Annotated in this window: 13 protein-coding genes; 7 read left to right on the top strand and 6 right to left on the bottom strand. The window is 54.4% G+C overall.

Annotated elements, in window-relative coordinates:
- Window positions 1-145: 145 nt before the first annotated feature.
- Entirely contained in the window at window positions 146-1,135 is a 990-nt protein-coding gene (locus MFFC18_RS07570; RefSeq protein ID WP_238381297.1) for an SPFH domain-containing protein, read from the top strand.
- A gap of 1 nt (window position 1,136) precedes the next feature.
- Window positions 1,137-2,045, top strand: coding sequence for an SPFH domain-containing protein (locus tag MFFC18_RS07565; protein WP_075085411.1), 909 nt, complete (start codon window positions 1,137-1,139; stop codon window positions 2,043-2,045).
- A 75-nt stretch (window positions 2,046-2,120) separates the two neighbouring features.
- On the opposite strand, the gene MFFC18_RS07560 is transcribed toward MFFC18_RS07565, so the two are convergent.
- A complete protein-coding gene (locus tag MFFC18_RS07560) occupies window positions 2,121-3,077 on the bottom strand; it encodes a pyridoxal-phosphate dependent enzyme (RefSeq protein WP_075085410.1) in 957 nt (318 codons plus the stop codon).
- A gap of 81 nt (window positions 3,078-3,158) precedes the next feature.
- Here MFFC18_RS07560 and MFFC18_RS07555 point away from each other — a divergent pair, with 81 nt between their 5' ends.
- The 4 genes from MFFC18_RS07555 (at window position 3,159) to MFFC18_RS07540 (ending at window position 6,551) form a co-directional block, all read left to right on the top strand.
- Window positions 3,159-4,103, top strand: coding sequence for a sugar phosphate isomerase/epimerase family protein (locus MFFC18_RS07555; protein ID WP_075085409.1), 945 nt, complete (start codon window positions 3,159-3,161; stop codon window positions 4,101-4,103).
- 418 nt (window positions 4,104-4,521) lie between these two features.
- Window positions 4,522-5,061 (top strand): toxin-antitoxin system HicB family antitoxin, encoded by a 540-nt coding sequence (locus tag MFFC18_RS07550; protein ID WP_075085408.1) that lies wholly within the window; start codon window positions 4,522-4,524, stop codon window positions 5,059-5,061.
- 21 nt (window positions 5,062-5,082) lie between these two features.
- The gene (locus MFFC18_RS07545; protein ID WP_075085407.1) at window positions 5,083-5,556 is read left to right on the top strand and encodes a PaaI family thioesterase; all 474 of its coding nucleotides are present in this window, start codon (window positions 5,083-5,085) and stop codon (window positions 5,554-5,556) included.
- A 29-nt stretch (window positions 5,557-5,585) separates the two neighbouring features.
- The gene (locus MFFC18_RS07540) at window positions 5,586-6,551 is read left to right on the top strand and encodes a hypothetical protein (protein WP_075085406.1); all 966 of its coding nucleotides are present in this window, start codon (window positions 5,586-5,588) and stop codon (window positions 6,549-6,551) included.
- A gap of 119 nt (window positions 6,552-6,670) precedes the next feature.
- On the opposite strand, the gene MFFC18_RS07535 is transcribed toward MFFC18_RS07540, so the two are convergent.
- The gene (locus MFFC18_RS07535) at window positions 6,671-7,153 is read right to left on the bottom strand and encodes a YaiI/YqxD family protein (RefSeq protein ID WP_075085405.1); all 483 of its coding nucleotides are present in this window, start codon (window positions 7,151-7,153) and stop codon (window positions 6,671-6,673) included.
- 118 nt (window positions 7,154-7,271) lie between these two features.
- Here MFFC18_RS07535 and MFFC18_RS07530 point away from each other — a divergent pair, with 118 nt between their 5' ends.
- Window positions 7,272-8,324 (top strand): SAM-dependent methyltransferase, encoded by a 1,053-nt coding sequence (locus MFFC18_RS07530; RefSeq protein WP_075085404.1) that lies wholly within the window; start codon window positions 7,272-7,274, stop codon window positions 8,322-8,324.
- A gap of 322 nt (window positions 8,325-8,646) precedes the next feature.
- On the opposite strand, the gene MFFC18_RS07525 is transcribed toward MFFC18_RS07530, so the two are convergent.
- The 4 genes from MFFC18_RS07525 to MFFC18_RS07510 all read right to left on the bottom strand — a co-directional run bounded on the left by MFFC18_RS07525 (window position 8,647) and on the right by MFFC18_RS07510 (window position 13,917).
- Window positions 8,647-10,182 carry a hypothetical protein gene (locus tag MFFC18_RS07525; RefSeq protein WP_075085403.1) on the bottom strand — a complete coding sequence of 512 codons (1,536 nt, stop codon included), beginning with the start codon at window positions 10,180-10,182 and terminating at the stop codon, window positions 8,647-8,649.
- 175 nt (window positions 10,183-10,357) lie between these two features.
- On the bottom strand, window positions 10,358-10,915 hold the full coding sequence (locus MFFC18_RS07520; protein WP_075085402.1) for an isochorismatase family protein: 558 nt from the start codon (window positions 10,913-10,915) through the stop codon (window positions 10,358-10,360).
- Window positions 10,912-12,102, bottom strand: a complete 1,191-nt coding sequence (locus tag MFFC18_RS07515) for a pyridoxal phosphate-dependent aminotransferase (RefSeq protein ID WP_075085401.1) — start codon at window positions 12,100-12,102, stop codon at window positions 10,912-10,914. The genes MFFC18_RS07520 and MFFC18_RS07515 overlap by 4 nt, the downstream gene beginning before the upstream one ends.
- Before the next feature lie 24 nt (window positions 12,103-12,126).
- The gene (locus MFFC18_RS07510) at window positions 12,127-13,917 is read right to left on the bottom strand and encodes a hypothetical protein (protein WP_210421385.1); all 1,791 of its coding nucleotides are present in this window, start codon (window positions 13,915-13,917) and stop codon (window positions 12,127-12,129) included.
- Window positions 13,918-13,935: the final 18 nt, after the last annotated feature.

Genomic DNA, 13,935 nt, shown 5'->3' with positions numbered 1-13,935 from the left:
CTCGATTCCAAATTTGCTTTCTCCCGACCGCACTTCGGCATGTTGAATTGCTCTATACTCAAAGTAGTATGCAGCGTGGATTCAACCTGTTTCTGATCGAGGTGTTTGACTGATGGTCTTTTTAGTTTTCCTTGCTTTGGGAGTCATGACATACTCCGTTTTCCGCGCAGGGATCGGCGGTTTCTATACCGTCAGCCCTGACCAACGCGCCGTCGTCACAAGCTTTGGCAAGGCTCAGCGGCTTCGCGAAAAAACGTTGCAAAAACCATCCGAAATGACCAGCGAAGAAGAGGAACGCTATGAGTTTCCTCAAGTTCGAGTCGTCGGACCAGGCGGGCCGTACTTCAAAATGCCGTGGCAGCGCGTGCGGAAAGTCAGCGTCGCGACTCAAGCCGTTGACTTGTCGTGGGATCCATCGAAGGCCCAGGACACCATCGAAGCGGTCACCAAAGACAACTTGACCACGGGAATCAATGGTCAGCTTCGCTATCGAGTCAGCGAAAGCAATCTTTATCCCTATCTGTTCGGCGTCGCGAGTCCGCTGGAGCACGTGATGGGCTACTTCGTTTCAGTTTTGCGGGAACGTGTCGCAAACTTCGTCGATCCGCGAGGCCAGGCTCTGCTTTCGGATGCAGAACCATCGGACGCAGATGCTGTCGTTGAGGAAACTGATTCCGCGGTCGAATTATCAGAAGGCGTTTCGATCAATGACCTGCGGAAAAATCTTCCGCTGCTCAATCAGTACATGGAAGAGCAATGTCGATCGACGACCGGTCGCTACGGAATTGAGTTGGACGCGGCATTGATTACGGAAATCGATCCGCCGGGCGAAGTCGACCGAGCGTTGTCGGCGATCAACAGCACTCGCAACCAGGTCGCAGGCGATCTGAGTACCGCTCGCGCGGATTCGGAACAGCAAATCACGATGAGCGCACGAGCTGTCGAAATCGCGACGAACAACGCACAAGCCGAAGTTGCTCCACTGAAAGAACTGGCCGAGACGCTGTCTCAAATCAAAAAAGAGGGCGGTTCGGATTGTTTGCGAGCCTACCTGAGGAATTTGCGGATCCCTTTGTTCAGCAAGGCCAAACGCGTCATCCAGACAACGGGAACAAGTGAAAAGGGAGGAATCTAAAATGGAAGAATTGATCGAATCACTCATCGGCTGGCTGCCTTATGCGATCCCTGGTTTCCTCATGGGACTCCTGGCCATTCCGATTTTCCTTGGCTTGGCTCGCATGTTCGGGCTCTACGCTTGCGTCAACGAATGTCAGTCGCAAGTCTTCACGCTGTTCGGAAAAGTCATCGGCACGATCGACGAACCGGGTTTGCAATTTCCGCTGACCAAGTTCGGCCCCAAGGCGTTGCTGATTCCTTTCTTCGGCAAGAAGTACGTGGTCGGGACATCGCTGCGTCAGCATTATATGCGGAACCAGATGGTGAACTCGGAAGAGGGAACGCCGATGGGCGTCGGCATTTGGTACGAGATGCGCGTCTCGGATCCGATTTCCTACCTGTTCACCAACGCCAATCCAGAAGGTTCACTTCAGGCGAACGTTACCAGTTCCACGATTTCGACGCTGAGCAATCTTGAGATGGAAAAGATGCTCGAAGATCGTCATTCGCTCAGCCGCAACGTTCGCGCAACGGTGTCTCCGCTCTCCGAACAGTGGGGCTACTCTTTGGGATCGGTTTACATTCGCAAAGTCGCTTTCACGGATCGTGGGATGGTCGACAACATTACTGAAAAAGTAGTGAAGCGACTGGTCCAGGTGACGAGCGCGATGAAACAGGACGGGGAGAACCGGGTCGGACTGATCAAATCCGAAACTGCATTTCGAGTGTCACAGAAAATGGCCGAAGCCGCTTCTTCGCGGCCGCAGATCGTCGGCGAGGCACTAAACGAGATCGCCAAGAAAGATCCGGAGATCCTGGAAACGGTTCTGGAAGTGATGGAAGTCGAAAACCTTTTGAATTCAAACGCTTCAATCGACATCTTGCCAGATCAAAGCAACATGCTGATTCAGGTTGGACGAGACGGTTGAGCAAAATTGAGATTGGATTGTTGCGGCTCTGCTTGCGTCAGTTGCGCCAAGTTGAGCCGCAGCATTTGCTGACCCTTAAAAGGGCAGGGCGGCCAAATCCACGTTCCCGCCGGTGATGATTACGCCGACGCGGCTCCCCTGAGACAGATTTTCGATTTTCCGTAGCAGCGCCGCACCAACCGCTACGCAACAGCTGGTTTCGATCAGCAACTTCGATCGCTCAAAAAACGTCTTCATGACTTCGACGATCTCTTCGTCCGATACCAACGCGATTTGTTCGACGTGCTTTTGAATGATCGGCCACGTCATATCGCCGAGACTGGTACGCAAACCGTCGGCTATTGTATTCGCGCGTTCTAGCGGAATCATTCGCCCTGCCGCCAGCGACTGATATGCATCGTCCGCTCCAGCCGGTTCGGCGCCGATGATTCTGGTTGAGGGCGACATTGCCGCCGCGGCCAGGCAAGAACCCGACATCAAACCGCCGCCTCCGATTGGAACCACGATGGCGTCGAGCGACTCAACATCTTCAAACAGCTCTTTCGCGCACGTCCCCTGTCCGGCGATTACATCAGGATGATTAAAAGGCGGAATCAAAGTGGCTCCGGTTTTCTGACGAACCAGTTCCGCGGTCGATTCGCGCGACTCGAGCGTAGGTTTACAAAGCGTGACCCTCCCGCCGTATTCCTCAACCGCAGCGATTTTGATTTTCGAAGAATTCTCTGGCATCACGATATGTGCTTCGACGCCATTGATCGCCGCGGCGCGAGTCAAAGCCGCAGCGTGATTTCCGGAACTGTGCGTCACGACACCATTTTGCTTTTCCGCATCTGACAGGCGACTGACCGCCGTGATCGCGCCGCGAAACTTGAAAGCTCCACTTTTCTGAAAATTCTCGCACTTAAAAAACAGCTGCATACCGCTGATCCGATCGAGCGTTTCGCACGTCCAAATCGGAGTACGATGAGCAAACTTGGCGACGACTTCATGCGCCGACTGGACGTCTTCGAAAGAAACTGCGGTTTTTGGCATATGTCGTTCCCTGTATTTTCAGATTTGTGACCCGCCGTATATGATAGAGCCACGCTGAGAACTTTTAACACAGGAGAACCAATGACCAATCCACTCAATCGTCGCGACTTTCTCGCGGCAACATCGGCAGCAGCAGCCCTGACGCTTGCCGCACCGGCTACCTCGACATTTGCTGCGATCAATAAGCCAGCTGATGAGCCTCCATTCAAAATTTCGCTGGCTCAGTGGTCGCTCAACCGCGAACTTCGCGGAGGCAAAATGGACAACCTCGAGTTCGCCAAAACCGCCAAAGACCTTGGAATCAACGCGATTGAATACGTCAATCAGTTCTTCAAAGACAAAGCCGAAGACACGGCGTATTTGGACCAAATGATCAAGCGATGCGACGATAACGGCGTTAAGTCGTTGCTAATCATGGTCGACGGCGAAGGCCAGCTTGGAAATCCGGACGACGCAGCACGCAAAAAGGCGGTTGAGAATCACTATAAATGGGTCACAGCCGCAAAACATATGGGCTGCCACTCGATTCGCGTCAACGCGGCGTCAGGCGGAACGTATCAGGAACAAGCCGAACGTGCGGCCGATGGGCTGAGAAGTTTGAGTGAGTTCGCTGCCCAGCACGACATCAACGTGATCGTCGAAAACCACGGCGGTCTGTCTTCGAACGGCCAATGGCTGGCTCAAGTGATCCGCAAAGTCGACCTCGACAACTGCGGCACGCTTCCGGACTTTGGCAATTTCTGGATCGAGTGGCCTCGGAACGGCAAAAAAGGCAACTACTACGATCGATATATCGGTATGGCTGCTCTGATGCCGTTCGCGAAAGCTGTCAGCGCCAAGGCATACAAATTTGACGCCGAAGGCAACGAAGTCGACATCGATTTCCGCAAGATCATGCAAATCGTCTACGACGCCGGCTACCGTGGTTACGTTGGCATCGAATTCGAAGGCCAAGGCGAAGCCAAAGAAGGCATTACAAAGACCCGCCAGTTGCTGGAAAAATGCCGCGACGAACTGGCCGGTTAGGCAGGATAAGTTTTACTCATCGAAGGTGAACACGCCCTGGCCTGTGCTTGACTACAATTGTCGACAGGCCAGTGGCCACCTTTCTTTGCTCCCAACACGGTGAATCAATATTCGACCTGAAAACAGGCGAAAACACCGTTTCTTGAGCCAAATCCGAACAATCTCCAGAAAAGCGAGAAGAAGGACATTCTGGAAATGTCACTACGCCCGCTGCCCAATAGTTAAGCAGGCTATCGATGCGCATTTTTTACGCAGCAGTGCATCGCTTATTTGCAGATTCGTGATTTCGACATAAGTGCTGGCATATTAGCGACATCAGAAAAAGTGCTTGCCCTTCTCGAATGATGGATGTGACAAGCCGAAGGACATGGACTTTCGGCATCCAATTCATCGCAATTCGTTTCGGAGGGAGCCTCATATGAATGAGCCCATGACACAGGAAGGTTTCACTGTTCGCTGTCAAAAGATTCTTCAGGTCGCTAAGGATCTGTATCAACGGCGTCCAGACTGGGTAACATTTTTCAGGGAGACACTGGGTGTAAACGGAGCCGCCAGAAGCGTGTTCCCAGGACAGGACGATTTCCTGAAGTTCGAGCAATCGCCAGCTTACGGCGAAATCCAGACCATGGTCGCCAGCTTGCGAACAGCCAAAGTTCGCGGCGGCGGCAAAGATGAGGCAACTCGGGTGATCACGGTCCGCCTCCCGGAAAGCCTGCATGAGGCCCTGAAGAAGGAAGCCGATGACCATCGCACCAGCATGAACAAGCTTTGCATCAGCAAGCTGCTTCAGGTTCTGGCCGAAAGCGAAAACGCCGCAGCGAGCGTCGGAACATCCACTTCCTCGATGCCAAGCACGCCGGTATTCCGCCAGCAGACTTCGCCGATTCCACAGCAGCCTGCACGGACTCCAGCCCCGGCAGCTACCAACTTTCGCTCCACCTATGGTCAGGGCGAGTAACACTGGCACCTGGATCCGAGAATGAGTATGCCTGAAACGGTAAGTCTGCAGGACCGATTCGCTCCCGAGCTTATCTGCTTTGGTTGCGGCCCCGCGAACCCCAATGGACTCCAAATCAAGAGTTTCGTTGACGAGGACCGGGTGGTGGCAGAATTCCAGCCTAAAGAATGGCATCAGGCATTCGAAGGCATGCTCAACGGCGGCATCATTGGTGCACTTTTAGATTGTCACATGAATTGGACGGCAGCGTGGCATTTGATGGAAACGTCAGGTGCCACGAAGCCGCCGTGTTCAGTGACCTCCGAGTTTACGGTCAAGTTCAAAGCTCCGACTCCGATTGGCAATCCGGTCCGACTGATCGCTCGAGTTGTCGAGTCTTCAGATCGCTGGGCTCGGACAGAAGCCGAGCTGATTGCCGAAGACAAGGTCACAGCCACAGGATCCGGAGTATTCGTGGCGGTGAAGGAAGGACATCCGGCCTGGCATCGCTGGTAAACCACTTTTTGGTCTGCCACAATGCTGCGATGGAACCAGAAGCAAATCATCTGACGGACACTGCGAGGACGACGAAAAATCGCTGGGTCGCGCAACGATTTTGCGTCGCCATGATCGTGATACAGCTATTGTCCGCGCCTGCGCTACTCTTGCGGCAAGCCTTTCCACCGGTGATTGGCATTGGCTCATTTTCTGTCGCAGTGGACTACCGCTATCTTTCGGCGATGCTAATCGGCACGTCACTGTCACTGCCAGTGATGATCTCTTTCGTATTCGCGTGGTCGCCAAAACGACTTAGCTGGCGACTTGCGTTTCTTGTGCTGCTGCTTTTCGCGACGTGCGCTTTCGTCGTGACGTCCTTGCTATTCAAAAACCTCATTTCGTCAGGTCGCTTTCTTCCCTATGTGTTGCAGGAACTGGCGTTGCTGATGCTGCTGGTTGCGATTGCCGGATTTGGTGCGACGATCGCACCGTTGCTGATGCGCGCGTATCGCGGATGGACGGCGGACCAGGGAAGCAACACACAAACCATTTCGCAGGCTCAGCGTCGGACCGACTGGCTAGTTCTGATATGCATCGCGGCGGTGACGTTCACGGCTCCGACCTTGTTCGGAAATTGGAACAACGAGGCAGGAATTGGACTGGGAACGATCGGGGCGTTCGCGGGAATCGCCATCGGGACCTTTTTCCTGCTGCCGGCGTTCTGGCTGATGCGAGAGACATCGACAAAAACATTCGGCATCGTGTTAACGTTGGTTGCAGTCATTTACTTCGTCATACCGGCGATCGGGATATGGCTGGCGGATTTTTCACGACTCCCGCTGCTCGTCGCGGGATCCGGAAACTTGTTCCTTGGTTTGCTTACCGCGTCCGTCGTTCTGATGGTTCAACTATTCCTGTTTCGGAGCATGGGCTTTCGAGTACGGAAAATGCCATTCGAGAAACCGGCTGTTGTCAAAATGAAAAAAGCAGTCGTCGATCCATTCTCAGATTGAACGACAGCCGAGAAAATTGCGTCCTGCGATTTCCGTAGCTTGCCACAGTTTGCCCTTCAAGATCTTCCACGGATTGCTGCTCAGCCAGCTTGGTACCGCCATCGTCGTGGGCCGCTTCGCTACTCGTCTGATTTGGCCTGCTCGAGCGTCGTGAGCAGTCGATCCAGCTGATTCGCGAAAGCCTGAACGTCTTTCTGGCTCATCGGTTTCGGTCCTTTCGTCTCCATACCTGCAGCCCGAAACTGCTCCATCAGGTTTCTCGTCGCCAGCCGACTTTGGATGGAGCCTTCGTCGAACAGTTCACCCCGAGTCCCGATTGCGATTCCGCCTTTTTCGACAACCCGAGCTGCCAAAGGAATGTCACCCGTGACAACAATGTCTTCTGGGCTCATTTTTTCAACAATCGTGTTATCGGCGATATCGGCTCCGTCGCGTACCGTGATGGACGTGATCAGGTTTGACTCAGGCGTCCAGATTGACTGATTGGCAACCAGAACTACCTTAATCTTCAGCCGTTTGGAAGCGCGATAGATGACTTCTTTGATATCTCCCGGACAGGCATCCGCGTCAATCCAGATCGTAGCGCCAAAATGGTCGGCCATGTTTGTATGCTGTCCAATATCGGTAATTTCCAAATCAGCTATAATTATAGCTGAATTATGCCCTGCCTTTTGCTTCGCTCGATCAAGTTACCTTCGCAGAATTCCTGCCTGAATCCGGATGCTCACTAAAACTCTGATTAACGCATGCGAACTTGGTTTCATCCCGGACGCTTTTACACGGCGCGGGATTCGCGGCCTTTTGCAAAAGCGACTTGCTGCAGCGGATCGCGGTAGCGTTGAAGCCAACGAGGCGGCGTCAGTTGAACTGGCTCGCGAATTCTCAGATGGTCCTGTTGCTTTGGTTCCAGAGAAAGCCAACGAGCAACATTACGAAGTCCCGGCAGAGTTGTACGGATTGATGCTCGGGCCTCATCGCAAGTACTCCAGCTGTTTCTGGGACGACGCGTGCCGCACGTTGGAAGAGGCTGAGTCTGCGGCGCTTCAGGCAACCTGCGACAACGCGGAATTGGTCGATGGCCAATCGATTCTGGAGCTGGGCTGTGGCTGGGGTTCGCTGACCCTGTGGATGGCGGCGAAGTATCCGAATTCAAAAATCACGGCGGTTTCCAATTCTGCGTCGCAACGTGAGTACATCACAGCCTTGGCGGCCGAACGTGGCGTGGCTGATCGAGTCAGCGTGCTGACGTGCGACATGAACGAGTTCGATATCGATGAGGATTTCGATCGCGTTGTGTCCGTCGAAATGTTCGAACACATGCGAAACCACTCAGAACTGCTCAAGCGAATTTCTGGCTGGCTGAAGCCGAATGGGAAGTTGTTTGTTCACATTTTTTGCCACAAAGAGCTGACGTACGAGTTCGTCGACCGTGGAGACGATGATTGGATGAGCCGACATTTTTTCAGTGGCGGAATCATGCCGGCCGCAGATTTTCTCGGCCGCTTCAACGACCACCTTTCGGTGGAAGAGCATTGGACCTGGGACGGAACGCACTACCAGAAAACCTGCGAAGCGTGGTTGAAGCAGATGGACGCAAATCGCCAGGAGATCATGCCAGTTCTGATATCGAACTATGGCAAGAAAGAGGCGAGGCGATGGTTCAACCGTTGGCGGATGTTCCACCTGGCTTGCAGCGAACTGTTCGGCTTCAATGAAGGCAACGAATGGTTTGTGTCGCACTACCGTTTCGCCAAGATGGCTGAGCGATCGTAGCCGGGAACCAGAACTGGATTTCTGCCTGGACCGTTGCGGCAGAAATGGATGTGGTGGAGGAACGTGCTTGGCAAACGCAAGAGCGCACGCGAATTGATACGCCATGCGATGTCCAGCAGCCTCACCTTCGAGTGTTCCGAAGGCGAGGGAATTGCTTGATCGATCTGTGATAGATCAGCTACTTGATGACGGTGGCGTGCAAGTCTGGGACAGACTTACCTACTTCAAATCCGACAATTGTGTGTAAGTCTGGTACAGACTTACCTACTTGATGGCCGACACTTGCAAGTCAGCCTGAGACAGGCTGACCTACTAAATGCCACTATCTTGAATCGCTTTTTCCGCGACCTCGGCCACCGCGACCTCTGCCGCGTGATCGATCGTCGCTTCCGCCACCGCCAGAACGTGATCGGCCACGTCCGCCACGAGATGAACGCGATGAGGAATGAGCCTTGATGTTGGTTTCAATCAAACCGCCGATGGCATCTTTCCAGGTCGGAATGCGGCCCTGACGCTTTTCCGCTTCAACCGCATCATCGACACCGTCTTCACTACCAGTCTCCTTATCCCAATCGCGACGCGGACGACGCCCCTTGCGAGGAGCATCGTCGGAATGAGAGCTGACTTCTGCGTTTTCATCGTCGCGCGATCGCCCACGTCCTCGACCGCGGCCGCCACGACTGCGACGCGGCTTTTTAACTTCGGTTTCTTCATCCCGATCCTGTGCTTCCGGACCACGATCAATATCTTCAGCGACGACAGCGTCATCCTGATTGCGTTCGCGTCCTCGACCACCACGACCGCGACCACCACGGCTTCTTCCACGACTGCGGCGTCGAGGCGAGCGACCTTCGTCATCAGCACTTTCGTCACGCGGATCTACATCTCGCGGATCCAGATCTTCTGCGACGACTTCCTCTTCGACGACATCATCAAACTCATCGTTGTCTCGAGGCTTCGGTTTCGAACGCGAAGACCGGGACGGACGACTGTCTTCTTTCTCGTCGCGACCGCTCCTGCCACGCCCTCCACGCCGACGACGTGATCTGCCACGATTCGCCGCTTCCTTTTCATCGATCGGAGAAGTATCCAATTCTTCAATTTCAAACTCGACGAAGTTCTCGTCGTCGACGTCCGCATCCGCCTCAACGGTTTCTTCTGCGACAACTTTTTCTTTCCGCTCACCACGGTTTCGACCACCGCGACGGCGCGGCCGGCGTTTACCACGCGATTCTGATTCGGGCTCGGCTGAATCCGCAACGTCGGAACTCTCAGCGGCAACTTCGTCGACTTCGTCCGCGTCTTCCTCAACCACAGCTGAACTACCAAATCCAGCGCTAAAAATTTGAGTCAGCAGGTCAGCCTTGTCTTCCGCGGGGGCGTTGGCAACTTCCTCGAGCGCCTTAACCGGATCTTCGACAACGACAGCAGACACAGGAGCCGGATTGGAATCAGGAACATCGTCCTCGAAGTCAGATTCCTCATCGTCAGATGCCTCATCTGAATCGTCATCGAATTCATCGTCGTAGCCATCGTCTTCGTCGTAGTCATCTTCTTCGGCGGCGACATCATCGAAATCTGCTTCTTCGGCACCGTCAGCGTCATAGCCATCGGCGTCTTCGAAGTCAGCGTCGTCGTCGGAAGCATCTGCAACGGCGTCCGACGGATCATCCGAACCAGATTCCTTTTTCTTTCCGCCTGCAATTCCAAACATGTTTGCGAGGAAATCCCAGTTTCCTGCTTTCGGCTTTTCATCCGACGTAGATTCATTGGCGTCGTCTGAAACGTCTACATCTTCGTCGATTGGTTCGACTTTGCGTTTCTTGCTACCACCAAAATAGTCGTCGATGTTACTCACTTTTTCTCCCGATCAGCGTCCTGGCTGAATTATGCGTTTTGTTGGTCCGGCAGGCCGATTCAAAATTGGCCCTTACCGTCCAATCACACAGTTTACGCCATGAAGAACCCTTCCTGGAAGGCCACCAAATCACGCGACAGGAACAATTCGAATCTTAAATACCCGGGAGTTCGGGTTATTTCACCAGTTCGCTGATCTGTTTGAATTCAGCTGCCGTTGACGTTTCGCACCACTCGAAAATAGCCGCCTCTGCGGACGTCGTTGCGATTCCGTGAAGATTCATCCGCGAGACAGCAGCTTCCCGGTCCACGCGGTTTCGCGACCCGATCGCGTCGACAGCCACGTGGACGTTGAACCCGCTGGCCATCAGGTCAAAAGCTGTCTGGGCAACGCAAACGTGAGCCTCGATGCCGCATACCAGCACGGTCTGGATCGCGTTATCGGCAAGAAAACCCATGATCGAATCGCATTCGCGACAGCTGAACATGGCTTTGTCCTCGACGATCGCCGCTCCGGAAATGTCCAAATCTTCGGTCGTGTTGCCCAGCCCGCGAGGATACTGTTCGGACACGAGGAACGGCACGCCCAGCACTTTCGCGGCATTAATCAGCTTCTGCGTTTTCGCGACGACAAGATCAGCGGACTCAATCGCGGGGATGAGCTTCTGCTGAATATCGACGACCAGCAAGGCGCTCGATTTGCGGCAGAGCAGGTGAGGGCTGCGAAAATTCATGAGTTGTACGCCTTCAAGCCTTCGCTCAAACAAGCCATCGCTTTCCCCAAATCGATTTCGTTAAGCACGTACGCGATCCGGACTTCGTTCTTCCCCAACCCTTCGGTTGCATAAAAACCAGCCCCCGGAGCCATCATTACGGTGGCGCCGTGGTGGTCGAAGGACTCCAGCATCCAGCGGCAGAAATCTTCGGCGTCCTCGACGGGCAACCGGACCATGGCATAAAACGCTCCATTGATGTCCGGACAGGTGACGCCTTCCATTCGGTCCAGCGAAGCCTTGAGCAGGTCCCGACGAGCGGAATATTCTGTGACCACGCCGTCGTAGTAGGAGTCCGGAAGGTCGTAGACCGCTGCGGCTCCCAGCTGGCCAAACGTTGGCGGCGAGAGTCTGGCCTGAGCCATCTTCAAGGTCGTGTCGAAGACTTCCTGGTTTCGCGTCACCATGCAACCGATTCGGGCTCCGCAAGCTGAGAAGCGTTTTGAAATCGAGTCGATAACGATGACGTGCTCTTCCATTCCCTCAAGCGTCAAAGCAGACGGCGGTTTTGTGTCTCCGTAGATGAATTCGCGATAGACTTCGTCGGTGATCAAAAACAGATTGTGCTTTTTCGCAATCTGCTCCAGCTGATGCAGCGTCGACGCGTCGTAGCAAACTCCGGTCGGATTCGACGGGTTGCAGATCATGATCGCACGCGTCTTTGCAGAGATTTTTTCTTCGAATGCCGCGACCGATGGCAAGGCAAAGTTGTCATCAACCGAAGTTGTAACCGGCACGATGGTGCCAAGGTTCTGCAAACAGAACGAAAGATAGTTCGCGTAAAACGGTTCCATGACGATGACTTCGTCGCCGGGATCGAGGATCGCATTGAGCACGAACTGCAAGGCTTCTGATGCTCCGGTGGTGACCAATACGTTGTCAACCGAAATCGTCGTGCCGATTCGACCGTAGTAGTCGACGATCTTTTGCCGCAGCGGAGCAATTCCAGCAGAAGGACTGTAAGCCAGGACTTCGAGGTCGGCGTCGCGAACCGCGTCGAAGAAAGCGGGTGGAGTCGCAATGTCGGGTTGGCCTATGTTCAAATGAAAGACATGTTTCCCCGCGGCCCTGGCGGCATCGGCGAACGGCATCAGTTTACGAATTGGAGACGCAGGCAGTTCTTTCGCGTGCGAGGCAATATTTGGCATCGAATTTTCGGACGTTGGAAGAAGTTACGTTCGGCTTGGACGTGACAGCTTCACGTCTCGCTCGATTGTATCATCATCCGAATTTTCCGCATCCGGCTCTTCTATCGCCGGTTGGCTGGCTGCCGCAGGAACGTCAACATCGACCGTAAGGGGCTCTGGCTGGAACGTGGCCCGCGCCGGCGGTGGTAAGTCGACTTTGAGATCACGCGCGGATTCGTCCGCAGAAGTCTCGACGGTCTCCACGCTTTCCGGACTGGCAGTTTCAGTATCTGTCCCAATACCAAGCTTGCGAAAACGTTCTTTGATCCGTCGAGCCATCTCCTTGGAGGCTTCCGTCTCGGGCGGTTGAGCAACCGTGGGTTCTGCTTTTGGCTGGCCAATCGTTTTCAGGCGTCGAGACGTCTCGCTCAGCGAAACCGGATTGCTTCGGTTTTCAAACTGGAGGTTCTGTGGAGCCTCACCAAGCGGTTCGCGTTCAGAGCGGACCTCGGACGCCATAACGCTTGACGCCGACGCAGGCGCTTCGACGCTTCCCGGCACATCAAATCGGGCTGGCGAATCGCCGCGGTCAAGAACGCTGGTCCCCGACCTTTCGCTCGTTTCGCGAATCGAATCCGCACCAACGACTTTCGTCATCATGCTCTCCCACGCCGGATGCAGCCGATGAGTTCCGGGAACCTGCTGGCCACGGGCAACCGGTCGGCCGTTGGCATCACAGGGAACACGGACTTCGACCTTGTAGGGAACGCGATAGGTCGTCACATATGGCACTCGCTTGGTCGTCGTTTTCGGAACACGAATGGTTTCCGTATAGTCTTCCCAACTTTCCTTGATCTGCGTGTACGGTTCGCGACGCGTCACCGTTTTCATCACCGTTTCAGTGTAGGGAACTCGTTCCGTGATGGTTTCGTCGACGTAGGTTGTTTCGGTGTATGGGATTTCTTCCTCGATGATTTTTCGTTTCGGAATGCGGACCGTGTAAGGCACCTTTCGCGTGCGAGTCTCTTCAACGATGCGTTCTCGCGTCACCGGCGTTTCGAGTGTTTCGTATTCGTCGACGTACGTGGTCACATCCACAGGTTTTTCTTCGACAATCGTTTGCGGCACGAGATTGACAGTCGATTGCTGCTGAGGAACGACGACCGGGACAGCGTTTTGACCGTAGTTGGGTTCGTTTACCCAGTGCAATCCGGGACGCCGCCAAACAGGCTGGCCCGTGTACGGGTCGCCGTAGTAGCCACGCGGAAGCCACTTCATCCGCGTCCGTGCACCACCGGTGTAGCCCGGAACAACCAGTGCACCAGGAACCATTTTCGTTTCGGTCGTTTCCACCGGACGGTAGACGGTGACGTTTTCTTTTTCGACAACCCGACGAGTAACGGGCTTGCGAACACGGACTTCTTTTTTCTCAATGACGGTTTCGACAACCGGTTTGCGAACGGTGTAAGTTTCGTCTCGCATCTCGGTGACGTCTTCGTAAGATTCTTCGACGCGAGTCTTGATGCGCGACTTGGTGGTCGTGACAGGCTTGCGAACGGTGCGAGTGACGATCCGTTCGCTGGTCTGCTCAACGGGTTTTTCTTCGGTGACGGTGCGTTCACGCTGCTCAGAAATCCAACGCGGACGCGACTTGGTGATTTCTTTGACTTCGTATGACGTTTCGCTGACGACGCGATTCTCGGTCACAGGCTGCTCGACCCAAACCGTATCGGTATAGGTTTTCCACTGAACGCATCCAGCCGGCGTGGACTGAGCATGTGCGCAGGTCAGCATCGTCGGGAGTGCCGCGACGGAAAACAGAAATTTCAGGATCATGTTCGGGCGCATGGGTAG

This window comes from Mariniblastus fucicola (genome assembly GCF_008087665.1).
GTDB classification, from domain to species: Bacteria; Planctomycetota; Planctomycetia; order Pirellulales; family Pirellulaceae; genus Mariniblastus; species Mariniblastus fucicola.
Note: the sequence above shows the minus strand (reverse complement) of the source record. Positions and strands in the feature narration are given on the sequence as shown.

What these genes read in the sequence shown, in the direction of transcription:
- MFFC18_RS07515 (WP_075085401.1), bottom strand. Translation starts at nt 12,102, where the DNA reads ATGCCAAATATTGCCTCGCACGCGAAAGAACTGCCTGCGTCTCCAATT.
- MFFC18_RS07565 (WP_075085411.1), top strand. Translation starts at nt 1,137, where the DNA reads ATGGAAGAATTGATCGAATCACTCATCGGCTGGCTGCCTTATGCGATC.
- MFFC18_RS07520 (WP_075085402.1), bottom strand. Translation starts at nt 10,915, where the DNA reads ATGAATTTTCGCAGCCCTCACCTGCTCTGCCGCAAATCGAGCGCCTTG.
- MFFC18_RS07535 (WP_075085405.1), bottom strand. Translation starts at nt 7,153, where the DNA reads ATGGCCGACCATTTTGGCGCTACGATCTGGATTGACGCGGATGCCTGT.
- MFFC18_RS07570 (WP_238381297.1), top strand. Translation starts at nt 146, where the DNA reads ATGACATACTCCGTTTTCCGCGCAGGGATCGGCGGTTTCTATACCGTC.
- MFFC18_RS07560 (WP_075085410.1), bottom strand. Translation starts at nt 3,077, where the DNA reads ATGCCAAAAACCGCAGTTTCTTTCGAAGACGTCCAGTCGGCGCATGAA.
- MFFC18_RS07550 (WP_075085408.1), top strand. Translation starts at nt 4,522, where the DNA reads ATGAATGAGCCCATGACACAGGAAGGTTTCACTGTTCGCTGTCAAAAG.
- MFFC18_RS07545 (WP_075085407.1), top strand. Translation starts at nt 5,083, where the DNA reads ATGAGTATGCCTGAAACGGTAAGTCTGCAGGACCGATTCGCTCCCGAG.
- MFFC18_RS07555 (WP_075085409.1), top strand. Translation starts at nt 3,159, where the DNA reads ATGACCAATCCACTCAATCGTCGCGACTTTCTCGCGGCAACATCGGCA.
- MFFC18_RS07540 (WP_075085406.1), top strand. Translation starts at nt 5,586, where the DNA reads ATGGAACCAGAAGCAAATCATCTGACGGACACTGCGAGGACGACGAAA.
- MFFC18_RS07530 (WP_075085404.1), top strand. Translation starts at nt 7,272, where the DNA reads ATGCTCACTAAAACTCTGATTAACGCATGCGAACTTGGTTTCATCCCG.
- MFFC18_RS07510 (WP_210421385.1), bottom strand. Translation starts at nt 13,917, where the DNA reads ATGATCCTGAAATTTCTGTTTTCCGTCGCGGCACTCCCGACGATGCTG.